Annotated in this window: 23 protein-coding genes; 7 read left to right on the top strand and 16 right to left on the bottom strand. The window is 65.4% G+C overall.

The window, feature by feature from the left end:
- Window positions 1-141 precede the first annotated feature (141 nt).
- The 6 genes from nusB to glyA all read right to left on the bottom strand — a co-directional run bounded on the left by nusB (window position 142) and on the right by glyA (window position 4,979).
- Entirely contained in the window at window positions 142-663 is a 522-nt protein-coding gene (nusB, locus tag IP86_RS12450; RefSeq protein WP_054162847.1) for a transcription antitermination factor NusB, read from the bottom strand.
- A gap of 2 nt (window positions 664-665) precedes the next feature.
- Complete coding sequence (gene ribH / locus IP86_RS12445; protein WP_054162846.1) at window positions 666-1,157, bottom strand: 6,7-dimethyl-8-ribityllumazine synthase; 492 nt, start codon at window positions 1,155-1,157, stop codon at window positions 666-668.
- Between the two features lie 120 nt (window positions 1,158-1,277).
- Window positions 1,278-1,886, bottom strand: a complete 609-nt coding sequence (locus IP86_RS12440) for a riboflavin synthase (RefSeq protein WP_054162845.1) — start codon at window positions 1,884-1,886, stop codon at window positions 1,278-1,280.
- 9 nt (window positions 1,887-1,895) lie between these two features.
- Window positions 1,896-3,077 carry a bifunctional diaminohydroxyphosphoribosylaminopyrimidine deaminase/5-amino-6-(5-phosphoribosylamino)uracil reductase RibD gene (gene ribD, locus IP86_RS12435; protein WP_054162844.1) on the bottom strand — a complete coding sequence of 394 codons (1,182 nt, stop codon included), beginning with the start codon at window positions 3,075-3,077 and terminating at the stop codon, window positions 1,896-1,898.
- Window positions 3,074-3,556 carry a transcriptional regulator NrdR gene (gene nrdR / locus IP86_RS12430; protein ID WP_054162851.1) on the bottom strand — a complete coding sequence of 161 codons (483 nt, stop codon included), beginning with the start codon at window positions 3,554-3,556 and terminating at the stop codon, window positions 3,074-3,076. The genes ribD and nrdR overlap by 4 nt, the downstream gene beginning before the upstream one ends.
- A gap of 106 nt (window positions 3,557-3,662) precedes the next feature.
- A complete protein-coding gene (gene glyA / locus IP86_RS12425; RefSeq protein ID WP_054162843.1) occupies window positions 3,663-4,979 on the bottom strand; it encodes a serine hydroxymethyltransferase in 1,317 nt (438 codons plus the stop codon).
- Window positions 4,980-5,237: 258 nt separating this feature from the next.
- Between glyA and vapB the strand changes: the two genes are divergently transcribed.
- The 3 genes from vapB (at window position 5,238) to IP86_RS12410 (ending at window position 6,860) form a co-directional block, all read left to right on the top strand.
- Window positions 5,238-5,471: a type II toxin-antitoxin system VapB family antitoxin gene (vapB, locus tag IP86_RS12420; RefSeq protein ID WP_054162842.1), complete on the top strand. Its 234-nt coding sequence runs from the start codon at window positions 5,238-5,240 to the stop codon at window positions 5,469-5,471.
- Entirely contained in the window at window positions 5,471-5,869 is a 399-nt protein-coding gene (gene vapC / locus IP86_RS12415; RefSeq protein ID WP_054162841.1) for a type II toxin-antitoxin system tRNA(fMet)-specific endonuclease VapC, read from the top strand. Before vapB ends, vapC begins: the two co-directional genes overlap by 1 nt.
- Window positions 5,870-5,990: 121 nt before the next feature.
- Window positions 5,991-6,860 carry a DUF6602 domain-containing protein gene (locus tag IP86_RS12410; protein ID WP_054162840.1) on the top strand — a complete coding sequence of 290 codons (870 nt, stop codon included), beginning with the start codon at window positions 5,991-5,993 and terminating at the stop codon, window positions 6,858-6,860.
- A 95-nt stretch (window positions 6,861-6,955) separates the two neighbouring features.
- Here the strand turns inward: IP86_RS12410 and IP86_RS12405 are convergent, their stop codons facing one another.
- The 8 genes from IP86_RS12405 to IP86_RS12370 all read right to left on the bottom strand — a co-directional run bounded on the left by IP86_RS12405 (window position 6,956) and on the right by IP86_RS12370 (window position 12,250).
- Window positions 6,956-7,582 carry a glutathione S-transferase family protein gene (locus tag IP86_RS12405; RefSeq protein WP_054162850.1) on the bottom strand — a complete coding sequence of 209 codons (627 nt, stop codon included), beginning with the start codon at window positions 7,580-7,582 and terminating at the stop codon, window positions 6,956-6,958.
- A 121-nt stretch (window positions 7,583-7,703) separates the two neighbouring features.
- Entirely contained in the window at window positions 7,704-7,910 is a 207-nt protein-coding gene (locus tag IP86_RS12400; RefSeq protein ID WP_054162839.1) for a hypothetical protein, read from the bottom strand.
- Between the two features lie 133 nt (window positions 7,911-8,043).
- Entirely contained in the window at window positions 8,044-8,601 is a 558-nt protein-coding gene (locus tag IP86_RS12395) for a DUF4142 domain-containing protein (RefSeq protein ID WP_054162838.1), read from the bottom strand.
- Window positions 8,602-8,613: 12 nt separating this feature from the next.
- Entirely contained in the window at window positions 8,614-8,829 is a 216-nt protein-coding gene (locus IP86_RS12390; RefSeq protein ID WP_054162837.1) for a hypothetical protein, read from the bottom strand.
- Window positions 8,830-8,844: 15 nt separating this feature from the next.
- Window positions 8,845-9,045, bottom strand: coding sequence for a hypothetical protein (locus IP86_RS12385; protein ID WP_054162836.1), 201 nt, complete (start codon window positions 9,043-9,045; stop codon window positions 8,845-8,847).
- Between the two features lie 245 nt (window positions 9,046-9,290).
- The gene (gene ldtR, locus IP86_RS12380; protein WP_054162835.1) at window positions 9,291-9,809 is read right to left on the bottom strand and encodes a transcriptional regulator LdtR; all 519 of its coding nucleotides are present in this window, start codon (window positions 9,807-9,809) and stop codon (window positions 9,291-9,293) included.
- Window positions 9,810-10,139: 330 nt separating this feature from the next.
- On the bottom strand, window positions 10,140-11,705 hold the full coding sequence (locus IP86_RS12375; RefSeq protein WP_054162834.1) for an AMP-binding protein: 1,566 nt from the start codon (window positions 11,703-11,705) through the stop codon (window positions 10,140-10,142).
- Between the two features lie 74 nt (window positions 11,706-11,779).
- Window positions 11,780-12,250, bottom strand: coding sequence for a DUF6163 family protein (locus IP86_RS12370; protein ID WP_054162833.1), 471 nt, complete (start codon window positions 12,248-12,250; stop codon window positions 11,780-11,782).
- 187 nt (window positions 12,251-12,437) lie between these two features.
- On the opposite strand from IP86_RS12370, the gene hemB reads away from it, so the two are divergent.
- The 3 genes from hemB to IP86_RS12355 all read left to right on the top strand — a co-directional run bounded on the left by hemB (window position 12,438) and on the right by IP86_RS12355 (window position 15,086).
- Window positions 12,438-13,490: a porphobilinogen synthase gene (gene hemB, locus IP86_RS12365; RefSeq protein WP_054162832.1), complete on the top strand. Its 1,053-nt coding sequence runs from the start codon at window positions 12,438-12,440 to the stop codon at window positions 13,488-13,490.
- A 172-nt stretch (window positions 13,491-13,662) separates the two neighbouring features.
- Complete coding sequence (locus IP86_RS12360; RefSeq protein ID WP_054162831.1) at window positions 13,663-14,238, top strand: RDD family protein; 576 nt, start codon at window positions 13,663-13,665, stop codon at window positions 14,236-14,238.
- A gap of 74 nt (window positions 14,239-14,312) precedes the next feature.
- A complete protein-coding gene (locus tag IP86_RS12355) occupies window positions 14,313-15,086 on the top strand; it encodes an arginyltransferase (RefSeq protein WP_054162849.1) in 774 nt (257 codons plus the stop codon).
- A 107-nt stretch (window positions 15,087-15,193) separates the two neighbouring features.
- Here the strand turns inward: IP86_RS12355 and IP86_RS12350 are convergent, their stop codons facing one another.
- A complete protein-coding gene (locus IP86_RS12350) occupies window positions 15,194-16,564 on the bottom strand; it encodes an Nramp family divalent metal transporter (protein WP_054162830.1) in 1,371 nt (456 codons plus the stop codon).
- A gap of 165 nt (window positions 16,565-16,729) precedes the next feature.
- Here IP86_RS12350 and IP86_RS12345 point away from each other — a divergent pair, with 165 nt between their 5' ends.
- Window positions 16,730-16,990 carry a hypothetical protein gene (locus IP86_RS12345; protein WP_349509528.1) on the top strand — a complete coding sequence of 87 codons (261 nt, stop codon included), beginning with the start codon at window positions 16,730-16,732 and terminating at the stop codon, window positions 16,988-16,990.
- A gap of 28 nt (window positions 16,991-17,018) precedes the next feature.
- Here IP86_RS12345 and parC read toward each other — a convergent pair whose 3' ends face one another.
- Window positions 17,019-19,280 (bottom strand): DNA topoisomerase IV subunit A, encoded by a 2,262-nt coding sequence (parC, locus tag IP86_RS12340; RefSeq protein WP_054162829.1) that lies wholly within the window; start codon window positions 19,278-19,280, stop codon window positions 17,019-17,021.
- Window positions 19,281-19,282 lie beyond the last annotated feature (2 nt).

Raw genomic sequence — 19,282 nt, 5'->3', positions numbered from 1 at the left:
GGGGGGGGGGGGGGGGGGGGGACGCGGGCAGTGACTCTCGGCGTTGCGGAGGCGCCCCCTCACCCGCCCCGGCTTCGCTTCGCTCCGCCGGGTCGACCTCTCCCCGCGCGCGGGGAGAGGTTAGGCCGAGCGTGGCGCTGATTACTTCGTGAACTCGTCTTCGCGAAACTGCCGCGCGATTTGGTCGAGCACGGCGTTGACCATGCCGGTCTCGTCGGGCTCGACGAAGGCATGGGCGACGTCGACATATTCGGAGACGACGACGCGCGCCGGGATGTCCTTGCGGTGTTCGAGCTCGTAGGCGCCGGCGCGCATCACGGCGCGCAGGATCGCGGTGATCCGCGCCAGCGGCCAGCCCTTGGCCAGCGCCTCGTCGATCAACGGATCCAGTGCCTTCTGGTCGCGCACCACACCGGAGACCACGTCGCGGAAGAACGCCGCCTCGGCCGGGAGATACTGCTCGCCCTCGACCTCGTTGCCGATCCAGTGGCTCTCGAACTCGGCGAAAGTGTCGTTGATGCCGGCGCCGCCGACGTCCATCTGGTACAGCGCCTGCACGGCGGCGAGTCGCGCCGCGCCGCGCCGGTTGGCCTTGCGCTCGCCGGGCTTCTTGTCGCCCGGTTTGGGTTGCGGCCGGAACGGTTTGCGGGGTTGCTCGGCCATGATCAGGCCTTCGCCAGCCGGCGCTTGATGCGCAGCATCGCCAGCGCGGCGCGGGCGGCATCGCCGCCCTTGTTGAGGTCGCCGGGCTTGGCGCGGGCCCAGGCCTGCTCGTCATTGTTGACGGTGATGATGCCGTTGCCGAGCGGGAATTTGCGCGCGACGCTGAGGTCCATCAGCGCTCGCGCCGATTCCATCGAGACGATCTCGAAATGGATGGTCTCGCCGCGTACCACGCAGCCGAGCGCGATCGCCGCGTCATAGGGCTTGCCGTTGGCCTCGGCTGCATCGATCGCGATCGCCACCGCGGCCGGAATCTCCAGCGCGCCCGGCACGGTCAGGACGTCGTGCGTCGCGCCCGCTGCCTTCAGCTCGGCGACGGCGCCTTCCAGCAGCGCATCCTGGATGTCGTCATAGAACCGCGCCTCGACGATCAGGACGCGCGCGCCCGAAATGTCGGTCTGGTCTTTCAAGGGAGCGCGCCGCGCGTCTGCCATCTGTCGTTCCTGGTTTGTCGTCATGGCCGGGCTCGACCGGGCCATCCATCATTTTCGCAAGATGCGCTGTTGTTAAGAGGATGGATGCGCGGGTCAAGCCCGCGCATGACGGCGTTGTTGCTATTTCGTCTCGCTCAGCCGTGCCGCATAGCGCGCCATCAGATCGACCTCGAGATTGACCGCGCCGCCGACCTGCCAGCCGCCCAGAATCGTGGCGGACAGCGTGTGCGGGATGATCAGCACCGAGAACCGGTTGTCCTCCACGGTGTTGACCGTCAGCGAGGTGCCGTCGAGTGTGACCGAGCCTTTTGGTGCGATGAAGCGTGCCAGTTCGCGGCTGGTCTCCAGCGTGAACCGCGCCATGTCGGGCAGCTCCTCGCGGGCCACGATGGTGGCGATGCCATCGACATGGCCGGTGACGATGTGGCCGCCGAGCTCGTCGCCGATCTTCAGCGCGCGCTCGAGGTTGAGCCGGGTGCCTTCCGTCCAAGCATTAGCGGTGGTCTTGGCCAGCGTCTCGGCGCCGGCGTCCACCTCGTACCAGGTCTTGCCGGCCTCGACGCCCGAGCCGACCACGGTCATGCAGATGCCGTTCGAGGCAATCGACGCGCCGTCGACGATGGTGGATTGATCATAGGCGCAGCGGATGCGCAGCCGGTGCAACTGCCCCTGCGCGACCGGCTTGACGGTCTCGATCTCGCCGATGTCGGTGACGATGCCGGTGAACATGAAGGCCTCTCAGGTCCGGTCGTAAATGGTGAGCGTGTCGTCGCCGACGCGCTCGGAGCTGCGTTCGCGCCAATCCGGCGCAGCGGTGATCGCCGTCAGCGGCAGACCGTCGAGCGCTTTGATGCCGCCCTCGCCGATCGATGCCGGGCCGCGCAGCAGCCAGATCTCGTCGGCAAGCCTGCGGGTGACGAACGCCCGCGCGACCTGCGCGCCGCCTTCGACCAACAACCGCGTCACGCCCTTGGCAGACAGCGCCCGCAGCACCGCGGGCAAATCCAGCCCCGGCGTCTCGGCACAGTCGGCGACGTGGATCACCTCCGCTCCCGCCGCGCCCAGCCGCATCGCGGCGGCAGCTTCGGCGATCTCGGAGGCCATCAGCCACAGCGGCGTCTGCCGTGCCGAGTGCACGAGCTTGCTATCCGCGGGAATGCGCAGGCTGCGGTCCAGCACCACGCGGATCGGCGACTGTGCCGCCATCCCCGGCAGCCGGCAGGTCAAGTCCGGATCGTCGGCCAGCACCGTGCCGATGCCGACCAGAATCGCATCCGACTGCGCGCGTAGCAGGTGCACCCGCGCCCGCGCCGCCTCGCCGGTGATCGCGACCGGCTTGCGGCCGGCGGCGGCGATCTTGTCGTCGGCCGAGACCGCCAGCTTGAGCACGACATGCGGCCGCTGCTCGCGCACCCGCAACAGATGCCCGGCATGATCGCGCGCGGCGTCCTCGGCGCACAGTCCGACGTCCACGGCGATGCCGGCGGCGCGCAGGCGGGCATGGCCCTGCCCGCCGACCAGAGGATTGGGATCTTCGATCGCCGAGACCACCTTCGCCACGCCGGCCGCGACGATTGCATCGGCACACGGTGGCGAACGGCCGTGATGCGAGCACGGCTCCAGCGTGACGTACAGCGTCGCGCCGCGCGCGGCGTCGCCGGCGCGCCGCAGCGCTTCGACTTCGGCATGCGGCCGGCCGCCGTCCTGCGTCCAGCCGCGGCCGACGATGGCGCCGGCCTTGACCAGCACCGCGCCGACCGCCGGGTTGGTGCCGGTTCGCCCGAGCCCGCGGCGGCCCAGCGTCAGCGCCAGCTGCATGTAACGCCGATCAGCGGCAGCGCTGGGCGCCGCCTGCGCCTTGGCGGCCTTCTCGGCGGCCAGCTTGGCGCCGTATTGTTCTTCCAGGATGCGGAAGATCATTTGCGGACCAGCGCCGGCCGGATCTCGTCCTCGTTGGTGAGTTCGCCCAGCACCGCCTCGAAATCCTTGGCTTCGCGAAAATTGCGATACACCGAGGCGAACCGCACATAGGCGACGTCGTCGAGCTTGCGCAGGTGATCCATCACGATCTCACCGATCGTCTCCGACGAGATGTCGGCCTCGCCGCCGCTTTCCAGCTCGCGGACGATCGCCGACACCATCTGCTCGACCCGATCGGGTTCGACCGGCCGCTTGCGCAGGCTGATCTGCACCGAGCGCACCAGCTTGTCGCGATCGAACGGCACGCGGCGGCCATTGCGCTTGATCACGGTGAGTTCGCGCAGCTGCACCCGCTCGAAGGTGGTGAAGCGGAAATTGCACGCCACGCACACCCGCCGCCGCCGGATCACCGAGGAATCCTCGGTCGGTCGCGAGTCCTTCACCTGGGTATCGAGGCTGTTGCAGTTCGGGCAGCGCATCGCTTGTCCCCTCGCGTCGTCATTGCCGGGCTTGACCCGGCAATCCATCGTCTTGCGAAGAAGATGGATGCCCGGGTCGAGCCCGGGCATGACGGGCCGTTGTTAGTTACTGATAAATCGGAAACCGATCCGTCAATTCCTTCACCCGCTGCTTCACCGAGGCTTCCACCAGCGGCGCCGAGCCTTCGGGCGATTGTGCAATCGCATTCAGGACTTCGGCGATCAAGTTACCAACTTGCTGGAACTCGGCAACGCCGAATCCGCGGGTCGTCGCCGCCGGTGTGCCGAGGCGCAGGCCCGAGGTGACGAACGGCTTCTCCGGGTCGAACGGGATACCGTTCTTGTTGCAGGTGATGGCGGCGCGGACCAGCGCCTTCTCGGAGACGTTGCCCTTCAGCCCCTTCGGCCGCAGGTCGACCAGCATCAGGTGGTTGTCGGTGCCGCCCGAGACCAGATCGAAGCCGGCGCCGCGCAGCGTTTCCGCAAGCGCCTTGGCGTTTTCGACGACGTTCTTCGTGTAGACCTTGAAGTCGGGCTGGAGCGCTTCCTTGAACGCCACGGCCTTGGCGGCGATGACGTGCATCAGCGGGCCGCCCTGCAGGCCCGGGAAGATCGCCGAGTTCAGCTTCTTGGCCAGCACTTCGTCATTGGTGAGGATCAGGCCGCCGCGCGGGCCGCGCAGCGACTTGTGAGTCGTCGTGGTGGTCACGTGCGCGTGCGGCACCGGCGAGGCATGCACGCCGCCGGCAACAAGGCCGGCAAAGTGCGCCATGTCGACCATGAAATACGCGCCGATGCTGTCGGCGATCTCACGGAAACGCTTGAAGTCCCAGGCGCGCGGATAGGCCGAGCCGCCAGCGATGATCAGCTTCGGCTTGGTCTCCTCGGCCAGCTTGGCGACCGCATCCATGTCGATCATCTGGTCTTCGCGGCGCACGGTGTAGTGCACCGGCTTGAACCACTTGCCGCTCATGTTGACCGGAGCGCCGTGGGTGAGATGGCCGCCGGCGGCGAGATCGAGGCCCATGAAGGTGTCGCCCGGCTGCAGCAGCGCCAGGAACACCGCCTGGTTCATCTGGCTGCCGGAGTTCGGCTGGACGTTGGCGAAGGCGGCGCCGAACAGCTTCTTGGCGCGCTCGATCGCAAGGTTCTCGGCGACGTCGACGAACTCGCAGCCGCCGTAATAGCGGTTGCCCGGATAGCCTTCGGCATACTTGTTGGTCATCACCGAGCCCTGCGCTTCCAGCACCGCGCGGCTGACGATGTTCTCGGAGGCGATCAGCTCGACTTCGTGGCGCTGGCGACCGAGTTCGCCACGGATCGCGGCGGCGATCTCGGGATCGGCCTGCTCGAGCGAGGCGGAGAAGAAGCTGTCGGGCGCGGAGGCGGCGTTCGCCGAGGAAGTCTTGGCTGATGTGCTCATTGGAAAAGTCTCCACCGCCGCAGCCGGATACCGGGTGCGAGCGGTTACAGGATAGCGGTTCGGAAGCGCGGCTGCCGCATAGCACATCCAGCCCGCCCGGCCAAGGACGCCGCCACCATTTGCGGCCATGCGCCCCAGTCAGACCCAGATATGGTGGATGAGAGGGATTTGCAGGAGGGGTGACGAAACGACGATCCTTGCCGCAACGGGCCCGCTGAATTATGTATATCCCATATGTATATTCAGGGATGAACGATCGTGGCCAGTTCGACTGTCTTCACCAGCAACCGCAGCCAGGCCGTCCGACTGCCGAAGGGCGTCGCCTTCCCGGAAGGCGTGCACAAGGTCGATATCCTCAAGATCGGCCGCAGCCGCGTCATCGTTCCGCAAGGCCAACGCTGGGACGATTTCTTCCTGAACGACAGCCGAGCCAGCGAAGACTTCCTCGACGAACGGCAGCAGCCCGCCGCCGACGACCGCGAACCGCTGTAATGCTCACCTACATGCTCGATACCAACATCTGCATCTACGTCATCAAGACACATCCGCCGGCATTGCGCGAGAAATTCAACACACTCGCCGAACAGCTCTGCATCTCCAGCATCAGCCTCGGCGAACTCATTTACGGCGCTGAGAAATCAGCGCGGCGCATCGAAAATCTCGACAGAGTCGCAGGCTTCGTCGCGCGTTTAGAAGTCCTCCCGTTCGCCGACAAGGCAGCCACTCACTACGGCCAACTCCGCGCCGAACTCGAACGCGCCGGCACGCCCTGCGGCGCCTACGACATGCAGATCGGTGGCCACGCCCGCAGCGAAGGGCTGATCGTGGTCACCAACAACGTTCGTGAGTTCGCGCGGATGCCGGGGGTGAGAGTGGAGAACTGGGTTTAACTACGCGAGGGCAACTAAATTACAGACTTAAGGTGACCGCTCGAGACAGGCCCTCCCATCACGGCATGATCCGCGGACACCCGTTTCTCTGAACGTTTTTATTTCACCGAAGGACCGAACGATGGACGAATCTCTTAAAGGCTTACGAGTTCGGGAATTTTTTCAAATCGAGTCGAAGACGCTCCTCGAGCGTTACCGCATCATCGAAACACTATTGCCTCACGCAACAGCGAGAGGCGCGGCGCATCGTGGCGAGGAAGGCCGGCACATCGAGAGCCTTCTTCGATCGTTCCTCAACAAGCACCTTCCGAAAAATCTCCGCGCAGTCTCGGGTTTCGTGCTCTGCCCATCAACCAAAACCGGCGTACAGAACTTGGACCGCGTCACCGAGTACCACGACCGCCATAGCCGTCAGATCGATATCATTGTGTTCGATTTCGATGCCTACCCAGTCTTCGAGCAATTCGAGGAGTTTTGCATCGTCCCTCCCGAAGGGGTCGTGGGTATAATCTCTGTCAAGAAAAAGCTCTACAATAAAGACATCGCAAATGAGATGGCCGCCTTAAAGCAGGCTGCAGATCTCTGCTTCCAGAAAGGTCGGCGCGGTCCATATACTGGTCTCTTCGCCTTCTCGGCTGACGAAGAGAGCGACTCAGCACTCACCCATAGCATCTTTGCATTCATCAAGAAGGTACACGAAGGTCAACGGTTTGATGCCATGCTCAATGAAGCATCAGTATTGGCCAGAACTTGCGTTTTCAAGAATCGGCTCGAACACGGTCGTAACAACAGTGCTAAGTACATTGCCGTGGACTGTCGGACTGAGCCGCACATTCCGCTTCAACGCTTAATTCAGAGCATACTCTCTGTATATTATGACAAGACACGTGGCTCAGGAAAGGAGCGGCCTGGATTCGCATCCTTTCGAAAGCGCACGTTCGCGGAATCGCCGGAACTCGGGTTGGTCGCTTATAGTAACTCTATCTCCTAGGAAGAGTGGCCCGGCAGTGGAGCGTAACGACATCGTTCGACTGAAATCAAAATTTGATTCGCCTGTCGGCAGCCATCGAGCCTGCCATCGTCACCTCACCCCATTCGATACTCCCCGCCCTTCTCCACGCTCCGCCGAAACGCCGGCCGCGCGTGCATGCGGCCGATCCACGCGGTCAGCGCCGGATATGGCCCGAGCTTTCCGAACGAGCCTGCCACCTCCGCGACGAAGCTCATCATGATGTCGGCGCCCGTCAGGCCATCGCCGACGAAATACTCTCGCCCCTTTAGCGCGCTCTCGACGTATCCGAGGTGGTTGGCGATCTCGCTGTCGATGCGCGGCTGCAGCGGCGCGGCGGCGTCTTTCAGGCGGCCGACATAGAGCTGCAGCATCAGTGGCAGCATCGCCGAGCCTTCGGCGTAGTGCAGCCATTCCTGATAGGCCTCGAAGTCGCGCGTGCCCTCGGCCGGGCGCAGGCCGCTGCCGGCGCCGTGGCGGCGCAGGAGGTAGTCGACGATCGCCCCGGACTCGACCAGCGTCAGGTCGCCGTCGGTGATCACCGGCGACTTGCCGAGCGGGTGCACGGCTTCGAGTTCGGGCGGCGCCAGCCGCGTCACGGCGTCGCGCTGGTAGCGCTTCAGCTCGTAGGGCGCGCCGATCTCCTCCAGCAGCCACAGGATGCGCTGCGAGCGGCTGTCGTTGAGGTGGTGAAGCGTAAGCATGGCGGCCTCCTGAAAGCTTGCGCGGCGCGCCGACACGGCCGGCCGGGTTGGGACGTCGTCGATATCGCGCCGCGCCGGATTTCGCCGCGCGGCACCCGGGCTGCGGACGCCGCAAAGGCGCCTACATCGTCTCCTGCTTCGCCCCACATTCCTTGCAGGCGTAGGCGACGCGGGTGACGCCCTTCGGTGCCTTGACCTTGTTGGGCGCGCCGCATTTGCCGCAGGTCGCCATGATCACGGTGTCACCCTGCTTCACCGTGACGGTCTTGTTAGCCATCGCCTCGCGCATCAGCCGTTCGGCCTCCTCGCGCATCGCCTTCTTGTCCATGCCCTGCCCTTGCTGCTGCATTTCGAGCCGCCTTGTAGCCCAACGCGGCGACGGCGGCGCATGAATTTCGCCGGTGGGCATGAAATCCGGTTGACAGTCGGCCGGCCCCGGATCGCATCGGCGCCGCCCGCCTTCACTGCAGCCGCAGCAGCTCCTCGCGGGTCTGTTCGAGCAGCGGCAACTGCTGCTTGGCGAAGCGGCGGACGTCGTCATTGTCGGGGTGCAGCAGATAGCGCCGCAGCAGGCCGATGGCGTCGTCGAGGTCGTCGCGCTGCTTGGCCAGATAGTCGCTCAGGAACGCCTGCCCCACGGCCCCCTGCAGGCCCGCCAGCTCGTTGCGGCGGACCAGGCTGGGATCGGTGGCGAAATCGATGTTGAGCAGCCCGAAGGTGTTGAGCCGCGCGATCGCGGCCTCGCGCTGCTGCGCCCGTGCCGCCTGTTCGGCCGCGAACTGCCGCACCTGGTCGTTGCCGCGGGTCTCCGCCAGCGCGGCGGCACGAAGCTGCACCATGTCGAATTCGTGGAGGAGCCGCAGCACGTCATGGGCGTTGGGCGGCCAGCCCAATACGCGCTTGATGCCGAGGTCTTCCAGCAGCGAGCGCTTGCGCGGCGTCTCCGAGCCGGCGATGGCGCCGGCGAAAACGACGATCGCCGGGAGGATTGCAACCAGCCCGGCGACCAATCGGATCATCGTGAACCTGCCTCACAGGCCGGTGTAGCCCGCCTTCACCGGATCGTTGCTGCCGTCGAGCTGGCGCAGATACACCAGCCCGCACACCGTCAGCCGATTATCGTCGGTCTCGCCGGCTTCGAACAGCGTGCGGATGTAGTTTTCCACCTTGACCTTCGCCTGCTCGGCCGCTTCCTGGCTGGTCAGCAGGCCGTAGGTCTGGAGCACGCGGTCGATGGCTCGTTGCATGAAATGCCTCTCTGCTCAGGCCGCGATCTTGGCGGCCTCGAAAATGGAAATCGCCTTGTTGGCGAGCTTGATCGGATGTCGTTCGCCGCGGTGAAACATCTGGACGATGAGCTGCAGCAAGGCATCGTGAGTCGCCGAGGTGTCGGCGATGACCCCGCTGCGGCGCAGATAATTCGCGGCGATGTCGTAGGCTCGGCCGATCACGTCGACGTTCATGGTGTCCCCGTCCAGAGTTTGCAGCTTCTCCGGGGATCATAAGTTGCAACGCGGCGAAAAGTTCCGCCGCCGCGCGAAATATCGCGCGGCCGCCGATTAAGCGCGGCAACAACAAAAACGGCTCCCTTGCGGGGAGCCGTTGACGACAGACTGGAGAGCCTGAGGGTAGAAGAAGCGCGCGTGCCTGTCTTCTGCGGACAGTCCGGCTGGTCGCCGGTTGGCGTCGGCGCGCTCCCGGATCGGGATCAGAGGCGATACAGGATCTGGTCGGTCCAGAACCGCTCGAGGCGGTGCAGCGACTTGTTCAGCGTGGCGAACTCCTCGCTGGAGATGCCGCCGACCTGCTCCACCGTCTTGACGTGCTTCTGATACAGCGCCTCGACGATGTGGCGGACTTCCTGGCCCTGCGCGGTCAGGCGGATCCGCACCGAGCGGCGGTCGACACGCGAACGCTGATGATCGAGGAAGCCGAGCTCCACCAGCTTCTTCAGATTGTACGACACGTTGGAGCCGAGATAGTAACCGCGCGTGCGCAGCTCGCCAGCGGTCAGCTCCTTGTCGCCGATGTTGTACAGCAGCAGCGCCTGCACCGAGTTGATATCAGCGCGGCCGCGGCGATCGAACTCGTCCTTGATGACGTCGAGCAGCCGGCGGTGCAGCCGCTCCACCAGAGTGAGAGCCTCGAGATAGAGCGGCTGGACCGGCGCTTGACCTGCAACTGCGGGCGCGGCGGTTTCGGCTGCCGTGGCGACGGCTTTGATCATGACACTTCCCCTGTCGTCTTTTTTGATCGACTTATTCGACGAAACTTGTGTCTCGTCTGATAGGTCCACCTTAAGGGGGTGCTTTGAACATCAGCTTAAATAAGACGATAAAGAGATCATGAATTTAAGACAGTGAATCGTGGATTAAGCCCGCAGATCAGGCACTTCTCGCAACGTTTCATTGACGGATGAGGGCCGATTCCGAGCCCTCATCGCCCCGCTTGTCGCATTTGAGAACAGCTCCGTTACAATTCGAAAGATTCCCGTAACGGACGTGACCGAACCCTTTAAGGTGACCGGAACCTTACCGGCGACAATTCTCCGAAAATCTTACGCGACGCCGCGCGTGCGTCCTTCCCAGTACGGTGCGCGCAACACCTTGCGGTCGATCTTGCCGAGACCGGTCACCGGAATGGCGTCGACGAAGTCGATCGATTTCGGCGACCACGGCGCGCCGCGCTTGTCTTTCACATGGGCCTGCAGCTCGGCGGCGTCGTTGTTGGCGCCGGGCTTGAGCACGACGAATGCCTTCACCGCCTCGCCCCATTTTTCATCCGGCACGCCGATCACCGCGGCGGATGCGACCGCGTGATGCGCCATCAGCGCATCCTCGACTTCGCGCGGATAGATGTTGAAGCCGCCGGAGATGATCATGTCCTTGGTCCGGTCGACGATATACAAGTAACCGTCGGCGTCCTTCACGGCGACATCGCCGGTGTGCAGCCAGCCGCCGCGAAACGCCTCCGCGGTCGCCTCGGGCCGCTTCCAATAGCCATCCATCACCAGCGTGCCGCGCACGCAGATCTCGCCGGGCTCGCCGACGCCGACCTCGCGCAGCTCGCTATCGAGCAGCTTGACGTCGAGCAGCGGGCTCGGCCGTCCGCACGAGCCGAGCCGGCCGGGCTTTGAGTCGTCGTGGTCGATCTTGCGCATCGTGGTGATGCATTGCGGCGCTTCGGTCTGGCCGTAGAGCTGCACGAACACGTTGCCGAAAATCTTGATGCCCTCGCGCAGCCGGTCCGGCGACATCGGCGCGGCGCCGTACACGATCATGTCGAGCGACGACATGTCGTAGCGTGCCCTCACCGCTTCGGCGTCGATCAACGCGTAGATCAGCGTCGGCACCAGGAAGGCGGCGGTGATCCTGTCCTCGGCGACGGTGCGGCAATAGGATTCGATCTCGAAGCCCTGCACCAGCCGCGTGAAGCCGCCGCGCATCATCACCGGATAGACGGTGACGCCGGCGGCGTGGCTGATCGGCGTCGCGGCGAGATAGCGGATCTCCGCCGGCCAGTCCCAATCCGAATACAGAATGACCGCCATCGTGGTCAGCGCGCGATGCGGGATCATCACGCCCTTGGAGCGGCCGGTGGTGCCGCCGGTGTAGGCGAGCCAGGCGATGTCGGAGGTGACGCTCTCGTCGATCAGCGGCGCCGACTCGACGCCGGCGAAGCCGTCGAGCAGATCGCGCGCGCCCTCGACCGGACCGAACGACAGCAAATGCTTGAGGCTCGGGACGCGGCTGCGGATCGCCAGACCGCGCGCGGCGAACTTGCCGCTCTCGACGATCAGCGCATCGATCTCGGCGTCTTCGATGATGAAGGCGTGGTCGTCCTCGGCGGCCATCGGATGCAGCGGCGTGTAGCGCAGCCCCATCACGGTCGCGGCCGAGATCGCCGCCCAGGACTCGGCGCGGTTCGACGACAGGATCGACAGCGCGCTGCCCCTGGTCAGGCCGACGGCGCGAAACAGCGTGATGAAGCGGCCGACCGCCTGGCCGAATTCGCGATAGGTCCAGCGCGTGGTGTCGTCGGCGATCGCCGGCCGATCGCCATAGCGCGCGATGGCGTTGACGATCAGGCTGCCGCCGGTGCCGCCCGAATGAAGCTGATCCATGATGCCCTCCCCGTTGTCGTTGATTGTTTGTGATGAGCCCCGCGGCCGTTCGGCGCGTCGCGGCGAAGACGGCGCTATGGCGGCCGTTCGCGCGCCGCCATCCAGGCGAGCGCCAGATAGGCAGCGAGCAGCAGCGCCTCGATCGAGACGATCAGCAGGCTGCCGCCATAGATCGCCGGAAACATCAGTTCGATCACCGCCATCGACACCACGGTGGTGAGCCAGACCACGGCGCCCCATGGCGTCGCCAGCCACAAGCCGATCGCAGCCACCAGTTCGATCACGGCGAAATAGACGGTCGCGGTCTGCCACGCCATCGACTGCACCTCGAAGGCGTCGTCCTCGCCGCCGATGAAGCCGGTGATCTGCGCCCAGTGATACAGTCCCTTGCAGATCGAGATCACCGCCATCACGCGCAGGAACAGCACCAGACGCTGGGTCCAGTCGTTCTCGTGCTGCTCGTCGCGCTCTGGCGCGATCGCGGCGACTCCGACCGCGGGATCTCGCGGCGGCTGTTCGCGCGACGTGGGTTGGATTTCGGTCATGCGGCTCCGGACTCGGGTGGTCGATCGCAGTGCGGCAGGAGTCTTGGCCCGCCGAGACGGCAAAATCAATCACCTGTGATGGCGCGTGCTGCGCCGCGATTGCGCCAAATCAACAGCGCAGTGACGCGGCAATGTCAAAATGCTAGCTTGATGCACCAAACCGGCGCCTGCAGGGAGAGTTGGCACAATGGCGATCAAATTCGGCCGTCCTATCGAAGTTCGCGAAACCGCCCTGCGGCCGTCCGCCCCGTCGCTCGACCTGACCGTGCGCCCCCGGCGCAATCGCAAGAGCGAATGGGCCCGCCGCCTGGTCCGCGAAAACGTGCTGACAACCGACGACCTAATCTGGCCGATGTTCGTAATCGACGGCGACAACAAGCGCGCGCCGATCAACTCGATGCCCGGCGTCGAGCGGCTCAGCATCGATCAGGTGGTGCGCGCCGCCGAACGTGCCGCCAAGCTCGACATCCCCTGCGTCGCCCTCTTCCCCTACACCGAACCGTCGCTGCGTGACGAGGAAGGCACCGAGGCCACCAACGCCGACAATCTGGTGTGCCGCACCGTGCGCGCCATCAAGAAGGAGTTCCCGGATCTCGGCGTGCTGTGCGACGTCGCGCTCGATCCGTTCACCAGCCATGGCCATGACGGCCTGATCCAGGACGGCCGCATCCTCAACGACGAAACCGTCGCGGTGCTGGTCAAGCAGTCGCTGGTGCAGGCCGAGGCCGGCTGCGACGTGATCGCCCCGTCCGACATGATGGACGGCCGCATCGGCGCGATCCGCGAGGCGCTCGATGCCGCCGGCTTCGTCGACGTGCAGATCATGGCCTATGCGGCGAAGTACGCGTCGGCATTCTACGGCCCGTTCCGCGACGCCATCGGCTCGGCCAAGGCGCTGACCGGTGACAAGCGCACCTATCAGATGGACCCGGCCAACACCGACGAGGCGATTCGCGAGGTCGAGCTCGATCTTGCCGAGGGCGCCGACATGGTGATGGTGAAGCCCGGCATGCCGTATCTCGACATCGTCCGCCGCGTGAAGGAAACCTTCGCGGTGCCGACCTTCGCCTATCAGGTGTCGGGTGAATACGCGATGATCGCCGCCGCCGCCAACAACGGCTGGCTCGATGGCGAACGCGCGATGCTGGAAAGCCTGCTCGCCTTCAAACGCGCCGGCGCCGACGGCGTCCTCACCTACTTCGCCCCGCAGGCGGCGGAAAAGCTGAGGAAGCTGGGCTGATCAGCACTCCTGAACGCCGGCTGATCGTCTTCAGATCGGCCGGACTGAGGTCGCACACCGCCCCGAATTGCCGCTCCGTATTGCCGCTCCGTAATGTCGCGGCGGTCTTGCGGTGAGCCCGTGCCGTCGCCATGTCGAACCGCGTCGCTATTTTGCACGCGGGAGCGCGGTGATGTCTGATTATGGTTCGAACGGGTCCGGCCCGAACGCCGGCTGGCGCAGCGCCGGCTCGCGCGCCGATGAGTCGCGCGGCAGCAGCTATGATCAGCCGGCGGCTTTCGATCCCTGGCGCGCTCCGGAATTATTCCAGGGCGTGCTGATCAAGCGCGTCTTTGCGTTCCTGATCGACGTCGTGGTGCTGGCGATCCCGGTGATTCTCGCCTGCGTGTTCATCGCGGTATTCGGCGTGGTGACGCTGGGGCTGGGCTGGACGCTGTTCTGGATCGTCTCGCCGGCGTCGGTGATCTGGGCGCTGGTGTATTACGGCGCCTCGCTCGGCGGACCGCATTCGGCGACGCTCGGCATGCGCGCGATGGGCATCGAGCTGGTGACCTGGAGCGGCGAGCCCGGCTACTTCGTGCTCGGCGCCGTGCACGCCTTCCTGTTCTGGCTATCGGTATCGGCGCTGTCGCCGCTGGTGCTGCTGGTCGGCCTGTTCAACGGCCGCCGCCGGCTGCTGCACGACATCGTGCTCGGAACCGTGATTATCAACAGCACGGCGCTGGCCGCGGAGCCGGCCCGCCCGTGACCGGCCGCCAAACCGATTGACCGCAGCCGGCCGGGGCGCGATGCTGGACCGCGTTGGACATTGAACGGACCGACGTGACTCAGCACTCGCGCGACACCCCGCAGTTCTATCTGACGGCCCCCTCGCCGTGCCCGTATCTGCCGGGCCGGCACGAGCGCAAGGTGTTCACCCATCTGGTCGGCAACAAAGCCGGCGAGCTCAACGACCTGCTGACCCATGGCGGCTTCCGCCGCAGCCAGTCGATCGCCTACCGCCCGGCCTGCGACCAGTGCCGCGCCTGCGTCTCGGTCCGGGTCGTCGCCAACGAATTTCGGCCGTCGCGCAACCAGCGCAAGATCCTCGCCCGCAACGCCGACATCGTCGGCGAGCAGCGCAATCCGGTGCCGACCTCCGAGCAGTATTCGGTGTTCCGCGCCTATCTCGATCAGCGCCATCGCAACGGCGGCATGGCCGACATGACCGTGCTGGACTACGCCATGATGGTCGAGGACAGCCACGTCGAGACCCGCATCATCGAGTATCGCAAGCGGACCGTGGACACCGGCATCACCGGCCGCGGCGGCGACCTGATGGCCGCGGCGCTGACCGACGTGCTGGGTGACGGGCTGTCGATGGTGTACTCGTTCTACGAGCCCGGCGAGCAGAGCCGCTCGCTCGGCACCTTCATGATCCTCGATCACATCGCCCGCGCCCGCCGCCTCGGCCTGCCCTACGTCTATCTCGGCTACTGGATCGAAGGCTCCAAGAAGATGGACTACAAGGGCCGCTACCTGCCGCAGCAGCGGCTGGCCCCGAGCGGCTGGCTCCGCGTCGACGCCAGCGGCGAACAGCCCGAGCCGCAGGATTGATAGTAAGCGGCGCGGTCTAGTAGCCCGGATGAGCGAAGCGACATCCGGGGCAGCAACGGCTTTTGGACTGGAACCCGGATATCGCTTCGCTCATCCGGGCTACATCTTCACCCCGTCGCGAAGTCGAACACCAGCTTCATGTTCAGCGCGATGATGATCACCGCGATCACCGCGGCCGACGCGGTCAGCCAGCGCGGGGCGACGAACACGCCCATCTTGGCGCGGCTGGCTGTGAACAGCACCAGCGGCACCACCGCGAACGGCAGTTGCAAACTCAGCACCACCTGGCTGAGGATCAAAAGTTGCCCGGTCGCCTTCTCGCCCGCCCACATCGTCACACCGACCGCCGGCACGATGGCGATCATGCGGGTGATCATGCGGCGCAGCCACGGCTTCATCTTGAACTGGATGAAGCCCTCCATCACGATCTGGCCGGCGAGCGTCGCGGTGATCGTCGAGTTGAGGCCGCAGCACAAGAGCGCGATGCCGAACAGCGTCGGCGCCAGCGTCGAGCCGAGCAGCGGCGCCAGGAAGGCGTGGGCCTGATCGAGCTCGGCGACGTCGGTCTTGCCGGCATGGTGGAAGGTGGCGGCCGCCAGGATCAGGATCGAGGCGTTGATGGTCAGCGCCAGGCACAGCGCGATCGTCGAATCGACCGTGGCGAACTTGATCGCCTCGCGCTTCGACGCATCGTCGTCGCGGTAGCCGCGGGTCTGCACCAAGCCGGAGTGCAGATAGAGATTATGCGGCATCACCGTGGCGCCGAGAATGCCGAGCGCCAGATACAGCATCTCGCTGTTCTTGAAGATCTCGGTGGTCGGCGCGAAGCCGCGGATCACCGCGCCCCAGTCCGGGTCGGCCATGGCGATCTGGATCGCGAAACACGCGGCGATGACGCCGAGCAGCGCCACCACGAACGCCTCGATCCAGCGGAAGCCGAACGCCTGCAGGGCCAATACGAGAAACACGTCCGCCGCCGTGATCAGCACGCCGAGCTCGAGCGGAATGCCGAACAGCAAATTGAGGCCGATCGCGGTGCCGATCACTTCGGCGAGGTCGGTGGCGGTGATGGCGATCTCCGCCGACAGCCACAGCGGCCAGGACACCCAGCGCGGATAGGCATCGCGGCAGGCCTGCGCCAGGTCGCGCCCGGCGCCGACGCCGAGCCGCGTGCACAGCGATTGCAGGATAATCGCCATGATGTTGGAGACCAGCGCAACGGTCAGCAGCGCGTAGCCGAACTTCGAGCCGCCGGCGAGCGAGGTCGCCCAATTGCCCGGGTCCATGTAGCCGACGGCCACCAGATAGCCCGGGCCGAGAAACGCAATCAGCTTGCGGCCGAACGAGCCGCTGGCCCGCGCCTGCACCGAGCCGAACATCCCGACCAGCGATGGCTCACCACGCGCAGAGCGCCAGCCCGTCGCCCCCTCGGGCGGAAGCGGCAGATCCGGGCGAGGTCCAGGCGTGCGTGCGTCCATCTGCTCAGACTGGATGATTTCGATCCTTCTTGCAAGTGATTTGCAAAAGCAAGAACCGGCTACCTTTGTATTTGACCCTAGATTCGCAATGGTTTGGAGGTACTCGGCTAGCGAAATGCGGATTCACGAGGCACGCCGGTTCATTAGGCAGTCGCCGGCACGGCGATGCCGGCGCTGTCCGCCCCGCAATTCCGGCTTTTCCTGCGCCCTGATTTCGCGCACAACGCCGCCATGCAGAACCAGTCCAACCAGTCCCTGTCGTTCGGCGGCCTGCTGCGCTGGGCCACCAAGCCCCCGCAGGCCTATGTCGTGTACTTCTTGTGCGTCGTGCTGGTCGGCGGGGCGTCGTTCTACGTCGGCACATTGAAGCCGAACCGCCATCCCGGCCTGGCGCCGCCGCCGGCGAGCGCCCCGATGTCCAAATAGACGTCGTCGATCGCCGCCGTAGCGGCGATCACGCGATGCCGCGGCCGAACTTGTTCGACTTCGGGAAGCCCTTCGGCGGCAGCCGGCCGGCATCGGCGCGGTTGCCGCGCCATTCCGCCAGCTCCTTGAGCGTGGCGCTGAACTCGCGGCCGGCGGAGTCGCGCCAGGACAGGCCTTGCTTGGCCGCGAAGGTGACGATGTCCGACAGCCCGCCGTCCTTGTACTTCTGCAGCCGGACGCCGCGGCCGCGGGTCATTTCCGGCACCTGGTCGAGCGGGAAGATCAGCAGCTTGCGATTGTCGCCGATGACCGCGACCTGATCGGCGCCCTCTTCCACTACGGTCAGCGCCCGCGCCTCGTTCGGCATGTCGACATTGAGGATCTGCTTGCCCTTGCGGGTCGAGCCGACGCACTCTTCCTCGTTCACCACGAAGCCCTGCCCGTCATGGCTGGCGATCAGGAATTTGCGGCCGCCCTTGTGCACGAACACGGTGACGATCGCCGCATCCTGCTCCATGTCGATGAACATGCGGATCGGCTCGCCATGGCCGCGGCCGCCGGGCAGCTTGGCGACGTCGAGCGCGTAGAACCGGCCGTTGGTGGCCAGCAGCAGCAGCTTCGAGGTGGTCTCGGCAAAGAACGACTGGCCGAGCTTGTCGTCCTGCTTGAAGTTCAGCCCGGACAGATCCTCGACGTGGCCCTTCAGGGTGCGGACCCAGCCCTTGTCGGAGATCACCACGGTGACCGGCTCGCGCTCGACGAAGGCTTCCTCGATTGCCGCCAGATCGTGTTCCGGCGCGTCGGCGAATTGGGTGCGGCGCTTGCCGAGCGGCGTCTTCGGCCCGAACATCTCGCGGACCTTGCGAACCTGCTCGCCGACCTTGGCCCACTGCTCGGTCTCGGACTTCAGGATCGCGTTGATGCCCTTGAGCTCGGCACGAAGCTCCTTGTCTTCCTTCTTGATCTCGAACTCTTCGAGCTTGCGCAAGCTGCGCAGCCGCATGTTGAGAATGGCTTCGGCCTGAATTTCGGTCAGGTCGAAGGTCTTCATCAGCACCGGCTTGGGCTCGTCCTCGGTGCGGATGATCCTGATCACCTCGTCGATGTTCAGGTACGCAATCAGGTAGCCGCCGAGCACTTCGAGCCGGTGCTCGATCTGCGTCTTGCGATAGTTGGAGCGCCGCAGCAGCACGTCGCGCAGATGGTCGAGCCATTCGCGCAGACATTCGGCGAGGCCGAGCACCTTGGGAATGCGGCCGCCGACCAGCACGTTGAGGTTCAGCGGAATCCGGCTCTCCAGCTCGGTCAGCCGGAACAGCGACTCCATCATCAGCGCCGGATCGACCGCGCGCGACTTCGGCTCGATGACGACGCGCACGTCCTCGGCCGACTCGTCGCGGATGTCGCCGACCAGCGGCAGCTTCTTCTCGTTGAGGAGTTCGGCGATCTTCTCGATCAGCCGCGACTTCTGCACCAACCACGGGATCTCGGTCACGACGACGGTCCAGGTGCCGCGCGCGCCTTCTTCCTGCGCCCACTTAGCCCGGGTGCGGAACGCGCCTCGGCCGGTGGTGTAGGCCTCGGCGATGCTTTCCTTGGAGTCGATGATGATGCCGCCGGTCGGAAAATCCGGTCCCTTGACGAAGCGCAGCAGCGACTTCGACTTGGCGTCGGGCTTTTCGATCAGATGCAGCGCGGCGTCGCACAGCTCGGCGGCATTGTGCGGTGGGATCGCAGTGGCCATGCCGACCGCGATGCCTTGCGCGCCGTTGGCGAGCAGGTTCGGGAAACCGCCGGGCAGGACGACCGGCTCCTTGGCCTGGCCATCGTAGTTCGGCCGGAACGCGACGCCGTCCTCGTCGATGCCTTCGAGCAGCAGCCGCGCGACATCGGTCATGCGCGCTTCGGTGTAGCGATAGGCGGCCGGGTTATCGCCGTCGATATTGCCGAAATTGCCCTGGCCGTCGACCAGCGGGTAGCGCGACGAGAAGTCCTGGGCGAGCCGCACCAGCGCGTCGTAGATCGACTGGTCGCCGTGCGGATGGAACGAGCCCATCACGTCGCCGACGATCTTGGCGGATTTCTTGAACGGCGTGCCGGGGTCGAGCCGCAGCAACCGCATCCCATAGAGGATGCGGCGATGCACCGGCTTCAGCCCGTCGCGGGCGTCCGGCAGGGCGCGATGCATGATGGTCGAGAGCGCGTAAGCGAGGTAGCGCTCTTCCAGCGCCTCGCGAAGCTGCACCTCGTGGATCTCGGCCGGCTCCGGCGGAATCAATCTTTTTCCCATGG

The organism is Rhodopseudomonas sp. AAP120 (assembly GCF_001295845.1).
Lineage (GTDB): Bacteria > Pseudomonadota > Alphaproteobacteria > Rhizobiales > Xanthobacteraceae > Rhodopseudomonas.
Note: the sequence above shows the minus strand (reverse complement) of the source record. Positions and strands in the feature narration are given on the sequence as shown.

What these genes read in the sequence shown, in the direction of transcription:
- ldtR (WP_054162835.1), bottom strand. Translation starts at nt 9,809, where the DNA reads ATGATCAAAGCCGTCGCCACGGCAGCCGAAACCGCCGCGCCCGCAGTT.
- vapC (WP_054162841.1), top strand. Translation starts at nt 5,471, where the DNA reads ATGCTCACCTACATGCTCGATACCAACATCTGCATCTACGTCATCAAG.
- hemB (WP_054162832.1), top strand. Translation starts at nt 12,438, where the DNA reads ATGGCGATCAAATTCGGCCGTCCTATCGAAGTTCGCGAAACCGCCCTG.
- IP86_RS12360 (WP_054162831.1), top strand. Translation starts at nt 13,663, where the DNA reads ATGTCTGATTATGGTTCGAACGGGTCCGGCCCGAACGCCGGCTGGCGC.
- glyA (WP_054162843.1), bottom strand. Translation starts at nt 4,979, where the DNA reads ATGAGCACATCAGCCAAGACTTCCTCGGCGAACGCCGCCTCCGCGCCC.
- nusB (WP_054162847.1), bottom strand. Translation starts at nt 663, where the DNA reads ATGGCCGAGCAACCCCGCAAACCGTTCCGGCCGCAACCCAAACCGGGC.
- IP86_RS12375 (WP_054162834.1), bottom strand. Translation starts at nt 11,705, where the DNA reads ATGGATCAGCTTCATTCGGGCGGCACCGGCGGCAGCCTGATCGTCAAC.
- IP86_RS12390 (WP_054162837.1), bottom strand. Translation starts at nt 8,829, where the DNA reads ATGCAACGAGCCATCGACCGCGTGCTCCAGACCTACGGCCTGCTGACC.
- IP86_RS12410 (WP_054162840.1), top strand. Translation starts at nt 5,991, where the DNA reads ATGGACGAATCTCTTAAAGGCTTACGAGTTCGGGAATTTTTTCAAATC.
- parC (WP_054162829.1), bottom strand. Translation starts at nt 19,280, where the DNA reads ATGGGAAAAAGATTGATTCCGCCGGAGCCGGCCGAGATCCACGAGGTG.
- IP86_RS12440 (WP_054162845.1), bottom strand. Translation starts at nt 1,886, where the DNA reads ATGTTCACCGGCATCGTCACCGACATCGGCGAGATCGAGACCGTCAAG.
- nrdR (WP_054162851.1), bottom strand. Translation starts at nt 3,556, where the DNA reads ATGCGCTGCCCGAACTGCAACAGCCTCGATACCCAGGTGAAGGACTCG.
- ribH (WP_054162846.1), bottom strand. Translation starts at nt 1,157, where the DNA reads ATGGCAGACGCGCGGCGCGCTCCCTTGAAAGACCAGACCGACATTTCG.
- IP86_RS12385 (WP_054162836.1), bottom strand. Translation starts at nt 9,045, where the DNA reads ATGAACGTCGACGTGATCGGCCGAGCCTACGACATCGCCGCGAATTAT.
- IP86_RS12405 (WP_054162850.1), bottom strand. Translation starts at nt 7,582, where the DNA reads ATGCTTACGCTTCACCACCTCAACGACAGCCGCTCGCAGCGCATCCTG.
- IP86_RS12400 (WP_054162839.1), bottom strand. Translation starts at nt 7,910, where the DNA reads ATGGACAAGAAGGCGATGCGCGAGGAGGCCGAACGGCTGATGCGCGAG.
- IP86_RS12345 (WP_349509528.1), top strand. Translation starts at nt 16,730, where the DNA reads ATGCCGGCGCTGTCCGCCCCGCAATTCCGGCTTTTCCTGCGCCCTGAT.
- IP86_RS12370 (WP_054162833.1), bottom strand. Translation starts at nt 12,250, where the DNA reads ATGACCGAAATCCAACCCACGTCGCGCGAACAGCCGCCGCGAGATCCC.
- ribD (WP_054162844.1), bottom strand. Translation starts at nt 3,077, where the DNA reads ATGATCTTCCGCATCCTGGAAGAACAATACGGCGCCAAGCTGGCCGCC.
- IP86_RS12350 (WP_054162830.1), bottom strand. Translation starts at nt 16,564, where the DNA reads ATGGACGCACGCACGCCTGGACCTCGCCCGGATCTGCCGCTTCCGCCC.
- IP86_RS12395 (WP_054162838.1), bottom strand. Translation starts at nt 8,601, where the DNA reads ATGATCCGATTGGTCGCCGGGCTGGTTGCAATCCTCCCGGCGATCGTC.